Genomic DNA, 17,617 nt, shown 5'->3' with positions numbered 1-17,617 from the left:
GCGGGCGTCTCAGGACCGGAGCTTACGCTCCATCCCGAATCCCCAATCTCCAATCCCCGCCGCTCAGCCATACACCGGATACTTGCGGCACTGCGCGGTCACCGCGTCGCGCACGCGCGCCAGCACGGTGTCATCGGCCGGGGCGTCGAGCACGTCGGCGATCCAGTTGGCCAGGTCGACGCAATCCTGTTCCTGGTAGCCGCGGGTGGTGATCGCCGGGGTGCCCAGGCGCAGGCCCGAGGTCACGAACGGCGAGCGCGGGTCGTTGGGGACCGAGTTCTTGTTGACGGTGATGTGGGCCTTCCCCAGCGCCGCTTCCGCGTCCTTGCCGGAGACGTCGCGGCCGATCATGTCGACCAGCATCAGGTGGTTCTCGGTGCCGCCGGAAACGATCTTGTAGCCGCGCGCGATCAGGGTCTTGGCCATGGCCTGCGCGTTCTTCACCACCTGCTGCTGATAGGTGGTGAACTCCGGCTCCAGCGCTTCCTTGAACGCCACCGCCTTGGCCGCGATCACGTGCATCAGCGGGCCGCCCTGGATGCCGGGGAAGACGATCGACTGCAGCTTCTTGGACAGGTCTTCGAGCTTGTCGCCGGCGCCGGCGGCACTGGCGAGGATGATGCCGCCACGCGGGCCACGCAGGGTCTTGTGGGTGGTGGAGGTGACCACGTGCGCATGCGGCAGCGGAGTCGGATAGACGCCGGCGGCGACCAGGCCGGCCACGTGCGCCATGTCGACGAAGAAATACGCGCCGACCTTGTCGGCGATGGCGCGGAAGCGCGCCCAGTCGATCACCTGCGAGTAGGCGGAGAAGCCGGCCACCACCATCTTCGGCTTGTGCTCCACGGCCAGGCGCTCGACCTCGTCGTAGTCGATCAGGCCCTGGTCGTTGACGCCGTACTGCACGGCGTTGAACAGCTTGCCGGAGGCGTTGACCTTGGCGCCGTGGGTCAGATGGCCGCCATGCGCCAGCGACATGCCGAGGATGGTGTCGCCCGGCTGCAGCAGCGCGAAGTACACCGCCTGATTGGCCTGCGAGCCACTGTGCGGCTGCACGTTGGCGTAGTCGGCAGCGAACAGTTGCTTGACCCGATCGAGGGCCAGTTGCTCGGCGACGTCGACGAATTCGCAGCCGCCGTAATAGCGCTTGCCCGGGTAGCCTTCGGCGTACTTGTTGGTGAGCTGGCTGCCCTGCGCTTCCATGACCAGCGGGCTGCAGTAGTTCTCGCTGGCGATCAGCTCGACGTGGTCTTCCTGGCGGCCGGCTTCGGCGGCGATGGCGCGGGCCAGGTCGGGATCGTAGGTTTCGATGCGGGCGTCGCGCGGGAACATCGGGTCTCCAGGGGCATGGACAGAAGGCAGACCGCTAGTTTAAGCCCCGCGCAGGGCCCAGGGCGAACCAAAACGCAGACGGCCTCCCGAAGGAGGCCGTCTGCTGGTGCCGCAGCAAGGCTCAGCGACCGCTGAGCACCAGGTCGGCGATGATGCCGGTGGCGATGGCGACCAACAGCAGGTTGCCGGTGTCGTCGCGCACCCAGCGATAGCCGTGAGGCGGACGCCGGACCTGGTAGCGGTCGTAGTCGTAGACCACGTAGTTCGGGCCGTAGTAGCGCTGGCCGCGCGCCCAGCGCGGCGGACCCGGGCGGTAGTAGACGACGTCCGGCCCGGTGCGATAGCCGTCGCGGTAGCCGCGGTCGTAGGCACGGCGGGCGTCGCGGCGGTCGCGCTCACGGTCGCGCCAGTAACGCTCGCGATCGGCGTCGCGGTAGCCGCGGTCGTACCAGCCATGGTCGCGCGGACCCGGTCCCGGCGGCGGAGGCGGCGGCCCCGGAGGACCCGGCGGGCCCCAGCCCGGGCCCGGGCCCGGGCCGCCCGGACCCCAGGCGAATGCGGGTGGCGCCATGAAACCCAGCGCCAGCGCGGACGAGAGGGCAATTGTGGCAAGGCGTTTCATGTTCATGGCAACTCCGTCACGTGGTGTGGCGATTGCATTTAGGCCCTTGCCATCTGAACCGCCTCCTTCTGGAATCGGTTACGTATTCAGCTTTCCCGATCGGACTAAGAAAGCGTTCATCCATCAGGGTTTGCGGCCTGTGCGTGCAGACGCAACAGCGCCGCCTGCGCTGTGTCATCGGCTGGCAAATAGACCACCAGGCGGTTGCCGTTGCGCGGCGCCGACCACCAGTTGACCTGGTGCAGGCGCAGCTCGCCTTCCTGCGGGTGGCGGAAGCGCTTGAGCTGGTTCTCCACGCCGCGCACCTCGCGCCGCTGCCGCCACAGCGCATCGAACTCGGGCGAGGCGGCACGGTAGCGCGCCAGCAAGGCTTCCCATTCCGGCTCGCCCAGGTGCTCGGCCATCGCCGCGCGCAGCAACGCCACCATGTGCTGCAGCACGTCCTGCCGATCGAGCAATGCGTCGCGCCAGCGCGGATTGGTGAAGGCCTGATAGACGCAGTTGCGATCGGTGTCGGGCAGGTCGGCCAGGGTCACGCCCATCAGCCGCTCGAAGGCCGGGTTGGCGCCGAGGATGTCGAAGCGCGGGGTCTGCAGCATCGCCGGCCACGGCCCGAGCTGATCGAGCAGCATGCGCGCGGTGCCGGTCAGGCGTTCGCACGGCGGCGCCGCCAGGGCGGTCGTGCCGCCCACGCCGGCCAGCGCCAGCACGTGCGCGGTTTCGACCTCCGAACACTGCAGGGCGCGGGCGATGGCGGTCAGCACGCGCGCCGAAGCGCGCACCGGGCGCCCCTGTTCAAGCCACGTGTACCAGGTCACGCCGACATCGGCGAGCAAGGCGACCTCCTCGCGGCGCAGGCCGGGGGTGCGTCGCCGTCCGCCGCGCGGCAGCGCCAGGCGCGCCGGATCCAGGCTCTCGCGGCGGGCGCGCAGGAAGGCGCCCAGCGCGCGGGCACGCTCGCTGGCCAGGGCCGGGCCCGACGACGCGGCAGGCGTGGCAGACGCGGCGGCCCGCTCCGGCCTGGAGGTGGAATGGGCGAGGTCCAGTTGCATCGTCTTCTCCGCTTCGTTGTCCGCCAGTGCCACGATCCCGTGCGACACACAGCGCTCGCTGCGCCGCCATTTCCGGTCATGCCGCCTGGGACGTCGCACCCAGAGCAACCGTCCGAGATCCCAGGGAGGCACTACCAGTACCAAGATAAATGAGTCCTTGTACCAGTTTAGAGGCTCTCCATACTGCGCGCCATGACCACGCTCCCCCCCGTCTCCGCCATGCCCGCCACCGCCCCCACCCTGAGCCGCCGCGGCCTCGGCATCCTGCTGATCGGGCAGATGCTGCCGTTGATCGACTTCTCCATCCTCAATGTCGCGCTCGGCTCGATCGCGCGCACGCTGCATGCGTCGGCGATGCAACTGGAGCTGATCGTGGCCGTCTACGGCGTAGCCTTCGCGGTGGGCCTGGCAGCAGGCGGCCGGCTCGGCGACAACCTCGGCCGGCGCCGCGTGTTCGGTGCCGGCGTGCTGCTGTTCGGCCTGGCCTCGTTGCTGTGCGGCGTGGCCGGCTCGGTGACGGCGCTGCTGGCCGGGCGCACGCTGCAAGGGCTGGGCGCGGCACTGGCGGTGCCGCAGATCCTCGCCACCATCCACGTCAGCCTGCGCGGCAAGGCGCACGCCCGGGCGCTGGCGCTGTACGGCTCGCTGGGCGGCATCGCCTTCGTCATCGGCCAGGTGCTGGGCGGATCGCTGGTCAGCGCGAACATCGCCGGCTCCGGCTGGCGCAGCGTGTTCCTGATCAACCTGCCGTTCTGCCTGCTGGCGCTGGCCTGCCTGCGCGCCGTGCCGGAGACGCGCGCGGCGCGGCGGATGCCGCCCGACCTGGCCGGCGCCGCGCTGCTGGGGCTGTTCCTGGCCTGCCTGCTGCTGCCGTTGGCGCTGGGCCCGGCGCTGCACTGGCCACCGGCATGCCTGGCGGTGCTGGCCGCCTGCCTGCCGCTGCTGGCGGCACTGACCCGGGTCGAACTGTGGCAGGAACGCCGCGGGCGGACGCCGCTGCTGCCACCGGCCTTGCTGCGGCTGCCCAGCGTGCGCTTCGCGCTGCTGGTGGGCGGGGTGTTCTTCACCTGCTGGAGCGGCTTCATGTTCGTGCTGGCGCTGACGCTGCAGACCGGCGCCGGACTCTCGCCGCTGCAGTCGGGCAACGCCTTCATCGTGCTGGGCGCGGCCTACTTCGCCTCCGCGCTGGTCAGCGCCCGCGTGGCGGCGCGCTGCGGCCCGGTGCCGACGCTGCTGCTCGGCTGCCTGGTGCAGATGCTGGGCCTGCTGGCGCTGGGCTGGACGCTGCACGCGGTGTGGCCGCATCCGGGCGCACTCAACCTGGCTCCGGCAACGGCGCTGATCGGCGCCGGCCAGGCCTGGATCGTGGCCAGCTTCTACCGCATCGGCCTGTCGCAGGTGCCCACCGACCATGCCGGCGCCGGCAGCGCCATGCTTTCCACCATCCTGCAGGCGGCCATGGGCCTGGGGCCAGCGGCACTGGGCGCGATCTACGCCCACGCCCGCGGCGGCGGCAGCCTGGCCGCGATGCAGGGGGCGCTGCACAGCGAGTGGCTGGCGATGCTGTTGCTGGTGATCTGCGCACTGTTCTATCTGCGCCGGCAACGTCGTGCCGGCACATCGGCAACGGCACCGAGCGCGGCGCTGCCGCCGATCGCCGAGTAGGCCGCACGGCAACGCCCGCGCGTCTGGTGCCGCAACCGCGCGGCAAAGAATGCAGCCGGCCGTCCGGCTATAATCCGTCATCCCTTTCGACGCCCTCCGGCCGCCGGCCGGCGGGCGCCCTGCGCCTTTGGAGCCGCCATGTCGCAATACATCTACACCATGAACCGGGTCAGCAAGACCGTGCCGCCCAAGCGCCAGATCATCAAGGACATCTCGCTGTCGTTCTTCCCCGGTGCCAAGATCGGCCTGCTCGGCCTCAACGGCGCCGGCAAGTCCACCGTGCTGAAGATCATGGCCGGCGTGGACACCGATTTCGAAGGCGAGGCGCGCCCGCAGCCCGGCACCAAGGTCGGCTACCTGGCGCAGGAGCCGGAGCTGGACCCGAACAAGACCGTGCGCGAGTCGGTCGAGGAAGGCGTGGGCGAAGTGCTGCAGGCGCAGGCCGCGCTGGAAGCGGTGTACGCCGCCTATGCCGAGGAAGGCGCCGATTTCGACGCGCTGGCCAAGGAACAGGAGCGCCTGGAGGCGATCCTCGCCGCCGGCGATGCGCACACCCTGGAGAACCAGCTCGACGTGGCCGCCGACGCACTGCGGCTGCCGCCGTGGGACGCCAAGATCGCCAACCTGTCCGGCGGCGAGAAGCGCCGCGTGGCGCTGTGCCGGCTGCTGCTGCAGAAGCCGGACATGCTGCTGCTCGACGAACCGACCAACCACCTCGACGCCGAGTCCGTCGAATGGCTGGAGCAGTTCCTGGCGCGCTACAGCGGCACCGTGGTCGCGGTCACCCACGATCGCTACTTCCTCGACAACGCCGCCGAGTGGATCCTGGAACTGGACCGCGGCCGCGGCATTCCGTGGAAGGGCAACTACACCGAGTGGCTGATGCAGAAGGACGAGCGCCTGAAGCAGGAAGAGAACCAGGAGAAGGCGCGGCAGAAGGCGATCCAGAAGGAACTGGAGTGGGCCCGGCAGAACGCCAAGGGCGGCCGCTCCAAGGGCAAGGCGCGTCTGGCGCGCCTGGACGAACTGCAGTCGGTGGATTACCAGAAGCGCAACGAGACCAACGAAATCTTCATCCCGCCGGGCGAGCGCCTGGGCAACTCGGTGATGGAGTTCAAGAACGTCTCCAAGAAGTTCGGCGACCGCCTGCTGATCGACAACCTGTCGATGATCATTCCGCCGGGCGCCATCGTCGGCATCATCGGCCCCAACGGTGCCGGCAAGTCGACCCTGTTCAAGATGATCACCGGGCAGGAGAAGCCGGATTCGGGCGAGATCGTGGTCGGCCCGACCGTGCAGCTGTCGTACGTGGACCAGAGCCGCGACAAGCTGGAAGGCAACCACAACGTCTTCCAGGAAATCGCCGGCGGCCTGGACATCCTCAACATCAACGGCATCGAGATCCAGTCGCGCGCCTACATCGGCCGCTTCAACTTCAAGGGCCAGGACCAGCAGAAGATGGTCGGTTCGCTGTCAGGTGGTGAGCGCGGCCGCCTGCACATGGCCAAGACCCTGCTGCAGGGCGGCAACGTGCTGCTGCTCGACGAACCGTCCAACGACCTGGACATCGAAACCCTGCGCGCGCTGGAAGACGCGCTGCTGGAGTTCCCGGGCAACACCTTCGTGATCTCGCACGATCGCTGGTTCCTCGACCGCATCGCCACCCACATCCTCGCCTTCGAGGGCGACTCGCACGTGGAGTTCTTCCAGGGCAACTACCGCGAGTACGAGGAAGACAAGAAGCGCCGCCTGGGCGACGATGCCGGCCCCAAGCGCCTGCGTTTCAAGGCGCTGAAGTAAGCTGCAGCGCGTTCGTGCAGCACCCGCCACGGCCCGCCTCGCGCGGGCCGTGTGCGTTTTGCGGTTGTGTCCACGATGACGTTTGCAGGGACGCTCGTAGGAGCGGCTTCAGCCGCGACCGGGCGTTACCGGTAGCGCCTCGGTCGCGGCTGAAGCCGCTCCTACGAAAAGCACGTCGGTCCTGCGCTACAGCTCGTAAGACAGCACGTCCTCGAAGCCGAACTTGTCGAAGTCGCGGATGCGCGAGGGATACAGCCGGCCGATCAGGTGGTCGTGCTCGTGCTGCACCACGCGGGCGTGGAAGCCCTCGGCCTCGCGCTGCAGCGGCGTGCCGTCCGGCAGCACGCCGCGGTAGCGGATGTGCCGGTAGCGCGGGATCACCGCGCGCAGCCCGGGAATGGACAGGCAGCCCTCCCAGCCATCCTCCAGTTCGTCGGACAGCGGTTCGATCTCGACGTTGGCCAGGGCGGTGCGCGGCACCGGCGGCGCCTCCGGATAGCGCGCGCTGCGCTCGAAACCGAACACCATCAGTTGCAGATCCACCGCGATCTGCGGCGCGGCCAGGCCGACGCCGCGCGCGGCGTCCATGGTCTCGAACATGTCGGCCACCAGCGTGTGCAGCTGCGCGCTGTCGAAGTCGGTGACCGGTGGCGCCTGGCGCAGCAGACGCGGGTCGCCCATGCGGATGATGTCGCGGATCATGTGCGGACTCCTGGACGGGGATGCCCGCGATTATCCGCCGTGGCGGCGACGCGTGCAGCGGGGCTACGATGTACCGTGGCCCCAGCTACGGTCTGCAGCGGTGCATATCTGCATTCCAGCAAAGCGCCGACGCAACGTCGTAGGAGCGGCTTCAGCCGCGACAGGTTTCATGGGAACGCCTGTCGCGGCTGAAGCCGCTCCTACGACGGGAGCAGTGCGCCTGCCTCGCCCTACTCCGGCACGTATGGCGAGGCCAGCACCTGCGGGCGACGGCCGAGGCCGGCGCCGAGCCGGTCGAGCACGAAGCGCACGTAGAGGTTGGTGCTGAACTGGGTGTAGTCGCGGGCATTGTTGAACAGCAGGCGGCCGCCCAGGAACAGTTGCGGGGCGATCTGCCATTCGGCCGCGCCGGCGATGTTGTAGGACATGCCGGTCTTGCTCTGCCCGGCGTAGACCGGCGCGACGTAGCGGTCGGTCAAGCCCAGCAGTGCGGCCAGCGAGGCGGCGTCGTAGGCGGCCTGCTGCATCTGCGCGCTGGTCGGGAAGTACGGGCTGTCGTCGCTGCGGAAGTGCTGCACGCCGACGCTGGCGTCCACGCTCCAGTTGACCGTGCGCCCGGCCGTGCGCCCGCTCCAGTGCACCGGGAAGCCCAGGTCCACGTAGTCCTGCGGGCTGAAGTAGCCGCCCTGGCCATACGTGTAGCCGCCCAGGTTCTTGTCGTACTGCATCGCGGTCAGGTTGAGGCCGGCGGTCAGCGACTGGTTCTCGGTGTCCAGCGCGTGCACGTACACGCCCAGGTCGACCTGGCGGTGGTCGTTGCTGGCGACGTTGCGGCCGACCAGGCGGTCGGCGCCGACGCTGGCGTAGCCACCGAGCAGGCCGTTGTCGAGCGTGGCCGACAGGCGCAGGCCGTTGCTGGTCACGCCGCCCCAGCCGAGCCCGGCGCGGCCGTCGTCGACGCCGCCGAAGGACAGCAGGCTGTCGCTGACCGCACGCCGGAACACCTCGCCCGAATAGGTCAGGGTGTCGCCGGCCTGGCCGCGATAGCCGACGCCGCCGACGATGCGCCGCTCGGGGAAGCCGACCGGGGTGCTGCCGAGGTCGGCGCTGAAGCCGCCGTTCTTGTAGGTCACCGCCATGCCGACGCCGCGCGCGTCCTGGTCCATGCGCCGCGCGCCGTTGCCGTTGGCGGCCATGGTGTACAGCGCCTGGCTGAAGCCGGCCGGGGTCAGCGTCGCGGCGGTGGGGTTGGCCGCCAGGTTGCGGAAGCGGGCGATGTCGGCGGCGCTGAGGTCGGCGCTGCGCGAGGCGTCGCCGAGGATGGCGCTGGCCAGCGTGCCGATCGCGGTGTCGGCGGCGGTATTGCCGAGCAGGAACGCCGACAGCGGCTCGGCGTACAGCGCCTGCAGCGCCGCCGCCTCGCGCTGCGCGTTGGTCAGCGTCGGGTCGGTGTCGTTGAACAGCTTGTTGTACAGCCCGGTGTTGACCGCGTAGGTGCGCAGCGCGTTGCGGGTGGCGTTGCTGTTGCCCTCGGTGAGCAGCAGTTGGTACAGGTCGCTGCCGACCAGGCTGTCGATCGGGGTGCGGTCGGCGGCCAGGGCATCGCCCATCGCCGCAGCGGGGCCGGCACCGAAGCGGCTGGCGGTGGCGTAGCCGGTGCCAAGCGTGCCGGCATCGAGCAGGGTCGGGGTGACGTCGACCTGCAGCTTGCCCTCGCCCACCGCGAACTCGCCGTGCAGCGGCACTTCCAGATCGCGCAAGCGGCCCAGGCCGGCTTCGCCGTCGCGGGCGCGGTAGCTGGCGCCGGTGGCGACGCTGTCGCTGTTTTCGGCCTGCACTTCGCGCAGTTCGTCGAGCACGCTGGAACCGCCCGCGGAGGTGGCCGGTGCCGCCGGCTGGCGCAGAGACGCACGCGGCGTGTCGGCCAGCAATCCATCATCGGGCAGCGCGAGCGGCGCGGTGCGGGCTGTGGTGCTGCGCTGGCCCGGCACCGGCAGCGCGGCCAGGGCCACGCCCACGGCGCTGGCGCTGGCCGGCGGCGGCAGGTCGTCACCGGTCACGGCCGGTGCGGACGCCGGCAACGCGGAGGCCGCGTAGGCCGGGGCCGGCACGCCGCCGCCGAGGCTGTCGGACACCACGGCGGCGCTGCGCGGCATGCGCCCGTTCATGCCGGCGAACGGATTGAGCGGGCGCCCAGCCGCGGCGTACGACGCCGGACCGTTGGCGACCGGCAGGCCGTTGTCGTACTGACCCGATTCGTGCGCCTGCGCCGCCAGCGCGGCGCGGAAATAGCTCTCGGCCTTGCGGTTCTTGCCGGCGCTGCGATACACGCGACCGGCCGCGGCGAGCACCTGCGGCGAATCCGGCGCCTGCGCCAGCGCGCGCTGCAGGTAGTCCTCGGCGCTGTGCAGGTCGCGCAGTGCGGCGGCGGTGTTGGCCGCGGCGATCAGCGTGTCCAGGTCGTTGGGCGACTGCTGCAGTTGCTGCTGGTACAGCACCAACGCCTGGCGCTGGTCGCCGGCGGCGGCGTACAGCCGCGCCAGCGCGGCCACCGCCTGCGGGTCCTGGTTCTGCTGCGCCAGCAGCGGCGCCAGCGCGTCGTAGGCGGCTTCGAGATTGCCGAGCTCGCGCAGGGCATCGACCTGGCGCAGCACGTAGCCGCTGCGCAGCGCCTGGTAGCGGCGCTGCTGCTCGGCGCTCATGTCGGTGTCGCGCAATTGGCGCAGGGTCGCCGCCAGTTCCGCGTCCTGATGCGCGCGCAGCAGCACGCCGGCGTACTGCAGGCGCGCCTCGGTGGAGGGATTCTGTGCGACCAGGCGCTGCGCCAGGGTCAGCGCGCGCGTGTTGCTGCCGATGTCGGCATAGGCGCCGGCCATCGCCGCCAGCAATGCCGGCTGCTCCAGCGCGTCGCCCAGCGCGGCCTCGGTGCGGCCCAGCAACAACTGCGCTTCGCCGCCGCGGCCCTGTTGTTGCAGCAGGCGCGCCTTGGCCGCCTGTTGTTCGACCCAGGCGGTGTTGCGCAGCGCGCTCATCTCGGCGGTGCGCGCAGTGGCCGGGATGCGCTCCAGGCTGGCGTAGGCGCTGGCCCAGTCGCCGCGTTCCTGCGCCAGCAGCGCGTTGGCATACAGCGCCTCGGGCATGTCGCCATGCACCGCGAGCAGGCCGTCCATGACGCTGCGCGCCTGGTCCGGACGCCCGGCCTGCTGGTACAGGCGCGCCAGATCCAGGCGCACCCAGGGATCGCCGGGGTTGTCGACCATCGCCGTCTCCAGCTCGCTCTGCGCGGTGACGGTGTCGCCGGCCTCCAGCGCCTGCTGCGCGCGGGCGCGCTGCAGGTTGGCTTTCAGTGCGGTCTCGCCGCCGGCCTGCTGGCGCTGCGCCGGGCTGAGCCTGGCGAACAGCGCATTGGCCTCGTTGGCGCGACCCTGGCGGCTGTACAGGGCGATCAGGCCATGCAGCGCGCCGGCATCGTCGGCATGCAGGCGCAGCGCCTCGCGGTAGCTCTTTTCGGCCGCGGCGGCATCGCTGGCCGACTGCAGGTCGCCCAGCAGCGCATAGCCGGCGGCCTCCTCGGGCTTGAGCTTGACCGCCTGCTGGGCCAGGCGCAGCGCCGCGTCGTTGTCGCCGCGCGCACGCGCGGCCTGTGCCTGCTGCAACTGCAGCCAGTAGCGCGCGCTGTCCAGCGCGCTGCGCCACTTGCCGTTGGCCGCCGCGGCCGGGCGCAGCAGTTCCTGCGCTTCGCCGAAGCGCTGCTGGCGCAGCCGCACCGAGCCCAGGCCGCCGAGCGCCTCGGCGTCGCGCGGACGCGCGCGCAGCACCTGCGCGAAGCGCTGTTCGGCCAGCGCCAGGTTGCCGGCGTTGAGCGCCTTGAAGCCTTCGCCCAGCTGTTCGCCGGCCGGATCGCCACCGCCTTGCGCGCGCCGCTCCTGCAGTTGCGCGGCCTTCCTGGCGATCTCCGCATCGTTCGGATTGGCGGCCAGGAACGCCTGGTACAGCGGCGCATCGGCAGGGCCGGCATTGAGCCACAGCAGGGCCTGACGCCAGGCGGCGCGCGCCGGGCCGGCGACATCGGTGCGCTTGCTCAGCGCGGCGAGCTGGGCGATGCCCTCGCGCCGGGACGGTTCGCGGTAGGTCTGCACCTGCGCCAGCGCCAGCGCCGCGGCGGTGTTGTCCGGCTGCGCGGCGGCCAGGCGGCGCAGGCCGTCGCGCGCGCCTTCCCAGCCCTGGGGGGTGCCGGCCAGCGCCTGGTAGTACTCCAGCGCCAGCGCGTCCGGCGGGCCCTTGCCGTCGAACAGCGCCTGGTAGGCGCGCACCGCGTCCACGTAGCGGCCGGCGGCGGCGGCGCGGCGCGCGTTGCGCAGGTCGACGTTGTCGCCGGTGCCGCCGATCGACATGGCCAGGCGCTGGGTCTGCGGTGCCTGCGGATGCGCCTTCTGCAATTGCGCCAAGCGCTTGCGCGCGTCGGTCTGGCGGCCTTGCGCCAGATCGATCTGGGCCAGGCCGAGCAGCGCGTCGGGCTGGTTCGGGTCGACCCGCAGCAACTTGCGCCAGGCGTCGGCGGCGAGGTCGTCGCGGCCCTGGTCGTGCCAGTAGTTGCCCTGGCTGACCAGTTGCTGGGTGGCGTCGGCGTTCTGCGCGTGGGCGCTGCCGGCGAGCAGGCACAGGTCGATCATGCCGGCCAGGTACAGGGGTTTGAGGTTCATGCGGAGCATTGGGTTCTCCAGGCGGGCTGCAGCGCGCCGTCTGCGGAAAAGCGGTAGCGGTTGTCGAGCCAGGCGCGTCCGAACAGGATCAGCACCCGGTCGTAGTAGGGAAGCCGGGCCGCGGCGGCGTCGCCGGGCGCGGGAATGCGTTGCGCCTGCGCCTTGAGCAGCGCCGGTTCGCGCAGCGCGCTCAGGTACGGCAGCAGCGCTGCGGCGAAGCCGGGCGGGGCCTGGCCGCTGCCGACGCCCTGGCGGGTATCGATCTTCTCGTCGAGGCGGCCCTGCGCGCGCAGTTGCTGCAGTGGGCCGGACAGATCGTCGAGCAGCGCCTTGCGCAGCGGATCGGCGGCATCGAGCATGCCGGCCCACAGGTACACGCGGATCGCGTCGTAGCTGCCGATCGCGCCCTTGTCCGGATCGACGCCGAAGGCGCGGCCGTCCCAGGCGATCCAGTCCGGCGCGAAGCCGACCGGCGCGCTGTCGCGCAGCAGGCGCGCGCTGCGCGTGGCCAGACCGGCCCACGGCCCCTTCGGATCGACCGCGGCGAAACGCCGCAGCAATTGCAGCGGCAGGTAGCTGGGATTGAGAGTCCAGCGCTGCGGCGTGGCGAAGCCCTTGGCCGCCGGCAACAGCATGCTGCCGAACCCGGGCAGTTCGACCAGCTCGGTGCGCCGCACCAGCGCCAGCATCTGCAGGCCGGCCTGGGTGTAGCCGGGCCGCTGCCACAGGCGGCCGGCCTCGAGCAGCACGTAGGCGATCCACAGGTCGGCGTCGCTGGCGCTGTTGCCGTCGATCACGCGCCAACTGCCATCGCTGGCGCGGCCCCACAGCCAGGCCGGCAGCACCTGCTGCGGGCGGCCGCCGCACAGGTTGTGCCGGGTCCAGCCGAGCACGCGCTCGAACAGCACCTGGTCGTTGGCCACCAGCGCGAAGAACAGCGCATAGGACTGGCCCTCGGAGGTGCTGCGCTGGTCGGCGTGCTGGAAATCGATCACCCGTCCGCTGGCATCGAGGTGCTTGGCGACGAACGCGGTCCACTCGCGCCACGGCGCGCAGGCCGGCGCCACCGTGAGCGCGGCGCGCGCCGGCGGCAGCAGCGTCGCCGCGCCGGCGGCGAGCAGGCCGCCGAGCAGGCGCCGGCGTTGGCCGGTGTGTCCGTTCACCGCCCTTCCTGCAGCCGTGCCGCCGAATGCCGGCGCAGCACCACGCGCGCGGCCAGCGCCAGCAGCACGCTCAGCACCACCACCACCAGGCCCAGCAGCAACGGGTGCTGCGAGAAGTACCAGCGCGCCCAGGTCGGCAGCGGCAGATGGCCGACGTAGTAGGTCTGGTTGCCGGCCAGGCTGCGCACCTTGCCCTTCTGCAGCAGCACCACGCTGCCCTGGAAGTCCTTCAGCGTGGCCGGCTCCAACCAGGCGTCGAAGAAGTCCTCGACGCTGGCCGGATCCTCGGCCAGCAGCGCGACCACGCTGCGCCCGGCCTTCAGCGGCGACTGGAAGCCCATCAACACCACGTCGCCGGGCGCCGGCTTCACGGCCACCTCCGCGGTGGTCGGCAGGTCGGTGCGGCGCGCATCGAACGAGAGGAAGCCGGGCAGCTTGTCCAGCACCCAGTCGCTCATCGAAAAGCGTCGCCCGCTGGCGCCGTCGCCGATCGGCAGGGCCGCGCTCCAGCGCTGGAACAGCGGCTGCGAGCGCAGGCTGCCGAACACCAGCAGGTCGCTGTCGGCGTGCTTGTCGACCTCGGCGGCGTGGATCAGGGTCACCCGCAGCGCCGGGTAGCCGGTGGACGCGCCGAGCCGGCCGAGCAGGGTCAGCAGGTTGGCCATGTCCTGGTCGCCGATCTCGTCCGGCACCACCACGGTGGACTCGGACAGGTCGGCCAGGCGCGTGAACGGGAAGCCGGCATTGCCGAACGCGGCCAGATTCGGCATCGCCATGTAGTGATGGAACGAACGCAGGTCCACGCTGGAGTCGGCGTCGATCGCGCCGGACACGTCGGGGAAGGTGTTCTTGCACGCCTCCGCCTGCGGGCGATCGAAGAAGAAGTGGAAGCGCAGCTGGCTGTTGGCCGAGAACGGCCCGGTCGGCAGCAGCAGCTTCTGCTCCACCGGCATCGCGCCCTTCGGCGAGAGCGCGTGCCACCAGCGCAGCGGCAACGACTCGGCATAGGCGTGGCCGTTGAGCGGCAGCGTGGTGACGAAGGCGTCGTTGATGCTGACGTTGAGCGCCGACTTGTTCTGCGTCTCCGGCACCGTGTAGCGGTAGCGCAGATTGACCGGGATGCCGTCGCGCTGCCACACGAACAGGTCCGGCGGCAGCTGCAGGCCGACCCGGATCAGGTCGGGGTGGTAGCCGCTGACGTTCAACTGCGCGGTCTGCGCAACCAGGTCGCCGAAGCGCACCGGCTTGTCGCCGGAGATCCAGTTGGGCGCGTCGTAGGGCTTGCGCGGCTGCGCCTGCTTGAGTTCGCCGATGCGCGCCACCGGGCCGTTGAGCGGCGTGCCCAGGCTCAGCGCGGTGGCGGCCTGCTGCAGGTCGTCGTCGTCGCGGCCCAGCACCAGCAGCAGCTTGCCGGTGGCATCGCGCGGATTGGTGATCATCGCCAGGGTCGGGCCGGCGATCTCGCTCAAGCCGGCCTGGGTCGCGGCCAGTTCCGCCGGCAGGGTCGCGGCGGTGGCGAACAGCACCGCGTTGCCGGTGGCCGGCACGTCGCCGATGGCCACGCCGAACGAGGCGCCGCGGTAGCCGGCCTGCGCGCCGAACCAGGAGGCGACGATGCCGGCGCTGCGCAGCGTGGCCAGGTCCGGGCGCTGCGGGAACACGAACGGCAGTTCCAGGCGGCGCGTATCGCGCTTGTCGTAGAACGGCACCGGCAGCAGCGCCAGATCGTTGCGCAGCACCAGCGGGGTGGCGGTCAGCGACAGCCGCGTGGACGGATCGATGTTGGCCCACAGGCTGGTGTGGTCCGGATCCTCGCAGTCGCGGGTGTAGTGGCCGATCAGCTGCAGGTTGAGCCGGTTGTAGTCGCTGATCAGGCGCGGATCGATCGGCACGTCGCTCTGCTGCAACTTGCCGGCGTTCTCGCGACTGACCGGCAGGGCCGCCACGGTGACGCCGTTGACGCTGACCTTCAGGTGCGACAGGTCCGGCAGCAGCGCCGGCGAGTAGCTGTACACCAGATGCAGGTTCGCCGCCTGCACCACTTCGTCGGTGCGCGTGCTGAAGGGAATGCCGGCGCTGCCCTGGATGCCGCGCAGGGTCATCTCGTAGTCGATGCCGAGCTGCTTGAGCGTGGCCGAGCGCTCGCGTTCGGCCGGCGCTGGCAGCGACGTGGCGGTCGCGGCGGCGGCCGGCGCGGTGGCAGGAAGGGTCGGCTCCTGGGCCAGCGCCAGGCCGGACAGGACCGTGAGACAACATGCAGCCAGGGCGGGTAGACGCATCGACGGCGACCGGAAAGAAAGGGAAGAGAGGAAGGAACGCGGCACAGCGGGACGACGACTCACGGCGCAGCCTCCTCGCCGGCGGTACGGCCGCGCCAGCCGCTGCGCGCGCTGCTGGCGACGTGCTGGCCGAGACGCCGGAAACCGCGCACGCTGGCAGCGAACACGCGCCCCAGCGACACCCAGAAGCGATCGCGGTCGTGGCGGCCCCACTGCGACACCCAGATGTCGGCGCGGGCGAAGGTGCAGGCCACCAGCCAGCGCTCCTGTTCGATCGACATCGGCCGGAACTGGATGCTGATCTCGCCGTCGCGGTCGTGGCGCACCATCGCCGGCAGGCGCTTGGAACTGCCGCGCTGCGGCAGCGCGATCTCCACCGGCAGGTCCGGCTCCACCGGCACCGGCTCGAGCAGGCGCAACGCCATGCCGCCGGTGGAGAAGTTGACGGTGCGGCAGGCCAGTTCGCGGCCATCGGCCAGATGCAGCGTGGCCGGGATGTCCAGCGGCACGCGGTGCGAACGGCGCACCTGGCGCATCTCGCTGGCGGTGGCGATGGTGGCGCCGAGCAGCAGCACGTTGTAGGCGGTCCAGGCCAGGTTGAACCAGATGGTCTGCGCCTCGCCGCCGGCCTGCACGCTGAGCAGGCGCATCACCCCGGCGACCACGCCGGCCAGGTTGAGCACCAGCAGGAACAGGTAGGGCTTGGCGATCTGCCCGTCGAAGTAGCTGCGCGGCACCAGACCGCCCTTGGGGGTGACGTTGAACTTGCCGAGCTTGGGATTGAACAGCGCCACCAGCGTCGGGCGCAGGATGTACCAGGCCAGGGTGGTCTCGTAGACCTCGTTCCACAGCAGGTGGCGGAACTTGCCCTGGGTGCGCAGGTTGGTCAGGTTGGCCTGCAGGATGTGCGGCAGGGCGTAGGCCAGGATCATCAGCGCCGAGGCGTGGATCACGTGCGCGCCGAAGAACAGGAAGGCCAGCGGCGCGGTGAGGTAGACGATGCGCGGCAGCCCGTAGAAGAAGTGCAGCATCGCGTTGGCGTAGCACAGCCGCTGCGACAGGCGCAGGCCCTTGCCCAGCAGCGGATTGTCCAGCCGCGCGATCTGCGCCATGCCGCGCGCCCAGCGGATGCGCTGGGCGACGTGGCCGGACAGGCTTTCGGTCGCCAGGCCGGCGGCCTGCGGCACCGCGATGTAGGCGCTGCGGTAGCCGCGGCGGTGCAGCTTCAGCGCGGTGTGCGCATCCTCGGTGACGGTCTCCACCGCCACCCCACCCACTTCTTCCAGCGGCTTGCGCTTGATCACCGTGCACGAACCGCAGAAGAAGGTGGCGTCCCACTGGTCGTTGCCGTCCTGCAGCAGGCCGTAGAACAGTTCGCCTTCGTTGGGCACCTTGCCGTGGTTGCCGAGATTGCGCTCGAACGGATCGGCCGAGAAGAAGTAGTGCGGCATCTGCACCACCGCCAGCTTGGCGTCGCGCAGGAACCAACCCATCGCCACCTGCAGGAACGAGCGCGTGGGGATGTGGTCGCAGTCGAAGATCGCCACATACTCGCCGCTGGACTTCTTCAGCGCGGCGTTGATGTTGCCGGCCTTGGCGTGGAGGTTGTTGGTGCGGGTGACGTAGTGGATGCCGGCCTGCGCGCAGAACGCGCGGAACTCCTCGCGGCGGCCGTCGTCGAGCAGGTAGATGTTGAGCTTGTCGGCCGGCCAGTCCATCACGCTGGCGGCGAGGATGGTCGAGCGCACCACCGACAGCGGTTCGTTGTAGGTGGGGATGAACAGATCGACGCTGGGCCATTCGCGCTGGTCGGCCGGCAGCGGCAGCGGCCGCCGGTTCAGCGGCCACAGCACCTGGAAGTAGCCCAGCGTCAGGATCACGAATGCGTACAGCTCGGCCAGCAGCAGGCCCAGGCCCAGGCTCAGGTCGACCGGGCTGCTCATGCCCACGGTCTGGGTCAGGCGCCACCAGATGTAGCGCGAGGACACCGCCAGCGACAGCGCCATCATCACCAGGATCGCCAGGCGGCTGCCACTGCGCCGCAGCAGCATGGCCGCGGCGAACACCACCAGCGAGAACAGCAGTTGCTGCGGCACATCCATCGGGATGGCGACGACGAAGACCAGCAACACGGCGCCCAGCAGCCACAGCGACCAATTGGCCAGGACATGCAGCGGGCGCGCGGCATGCGACGCGGAGGCAGCGCTCATCGGCGGTTCCTAAAAGGGGGAGGAGGCCGGCGCGTGGTCTTCCCCACCACGCGGCGACGGCAAACAGGTACGGCGCCCGCAGGCGCCGC

The 17,617-nt window shown here is 70.7% G+C and carries 10 protein-coding genes; 2 read left to right on the top strand and 8 right to left on the bottom strand.

Features of this window, described 5'->3' with window-relative positions:
* Positions 1–63: 63 nt before the first annotated feature.
* The 3 genes from glyA to FHR66_RS01440 form a co-directional block, all read right to left on the bottom strand.
* Positions 64–1,332, bottom strand: a complete 1,269-nt coding sequence (gene glyA / locus FHR66_RS01450; protein WP_160971105.1) for a serine hydroxymethyltransferase — start codon at positions 1,330–1,332, stop codon at positions 64–66.
* Positions 1,333–1,453: 121 nt separating this feature from the next.
* The gene (locus FHR66_RS01445) at positions 1,454–1,960 is read right to left on the bottom strand and encodes an RcnB family protein (protein ID WP_160971103.1); all 507 of its coding nucleotides are present in this window, start codon (positions 1,958–1,960) and stop codon (positions 1,454–1,456) included.
* Positions 1,961–2,070: 110 nt separating this feature from the next.
* Positions 2,071–3,006 carry a helix-turn-helix transcriptional regulator gene (locus FHR66_RS01440; RefSeq protein WP_160971101.1) on the bottom strand — a complete coding sequence of 312 codons (936 nt, stop codon included), beginning with the start codon at positions 3,004–3,006 and terminating at the stop codon, positions 2,071–2,073.
* A gap of 219 nt (positions 3,007–3,225) precedes the next feature.
* Here FHR66_RS01440 and FHR66_RS01435 point away from each other — a divergent pair, with 219 nt between their 5' ends.
* Positions 3,226–4,671, top strand: coding sequence for an MFS transporter (locus tag FHR66_RS01435; RefSeq protein ID WP_167087649.1), 1,446 nt, complete (start codon positions 3,226–3,228; stop codon positions 4,669–4,671).
* Positions 4,672–4,809: 138 nt separating this feature from the next.
* The gene (gene ettA, locus FHR66_RS01430) at positions 4,810–6,471 is read left to right on the top strand and encodes an energy-dependent translational throttle protein EttA (RefSeq protein WP_160970653.1); all 1,662 of its coding nucleotides are present in this window, start codon (positions 4,810–4,812) and stop codon (positions 6,469–6,471) included.
* Between the two features lie 186 nt (positions 6,472–6,657).
* Here the strand turns inward: ettA and FHR66_RS01425 are convergent, their stop codons facing one another.
* The 5 genes from FHR66_RS01425 to bcsA all read right to left on the bottom strand — a co-directional run bounded on the left by FHR66_RS01425 (position 6,658) and on the right by bcsA (position 17,528).
* Positions 6,658–7,173 carry a peptide deformylase gene (locus FHR66_RS01425; RefSeq protein ID WP_160970655.1) on the bottom strand — a complete coding sequence of 172 codons (516 nt, stop codon included), beginning with the start codon at positions 7,171–7,173 and terminating at the stop codon, positions 6,658–6,660.
* Positions 7,174–7,403: 230 nt separating this feature from the next.
* Complete coding sequence (locus FHR66_RS01420; RefSeq protein WP_167087282.1) at positions 7,404–11,885, bottom strand: cellulose synthase subunit BcsC-related outer membrane protein; 4,482 nt, start codon at positions 11,883–11,885, stop codon at positions 7,404–7,406.
* The gene (gene bcsZ, locus FHR66_RS01415; RefSeq protein ID WP_160970659.1) at positions 11,873–13,039 is read right to left on the bottom strand and encodes a cellulose synthase complex periplasmic endoglucanase BcsZ; all 1,167 of its coding nucleotides are present in this window, start codon (positions 13,037–13,039) and stop codon (positions 11,873–11,875) included. Before bcsZ ends, FHR66_RS01420 begins: the two co-directional genes overlap by 13 nt.
* Entirely contained in the window at positions 13,036–15,318 is a 2,283-nt protein-coding gene (bcsB, locus tag FHR66_RS01410; protein ID WP_160970661.1) for a cellulose biosynthesis cyclic di-GMP-binding regulatory protein BcsB, read from the bottom strand. The genes bcsZ and bcsB overlap by 4 nt, the downstream gene beginning before the upstream one ends.
* Positions 15,319–15,377: 59 nt before the next feature.
* A complete protein-coding gene (gene bcsA / locus FHR66_RS01405; RefSeq protein ID WP_160970663.1) occupies positions 15,378–17,528 on the bottom strand; it encodes a UDP-forming cellulose synthase catalytic subunit in 2,151 nt (716 codons plus the stop codon).
* Positions 17,529–17,617 lie beyond the last annotated feature (89 nt).

Source organism: Xanthomonas sp. F4 (assembly GCF_011761895.1).
The sequence above is the reverse complement of the archived record's forward strand: the minus strand, read 5'-3'. Positions and strand labels throughout refer to the sequence as shown.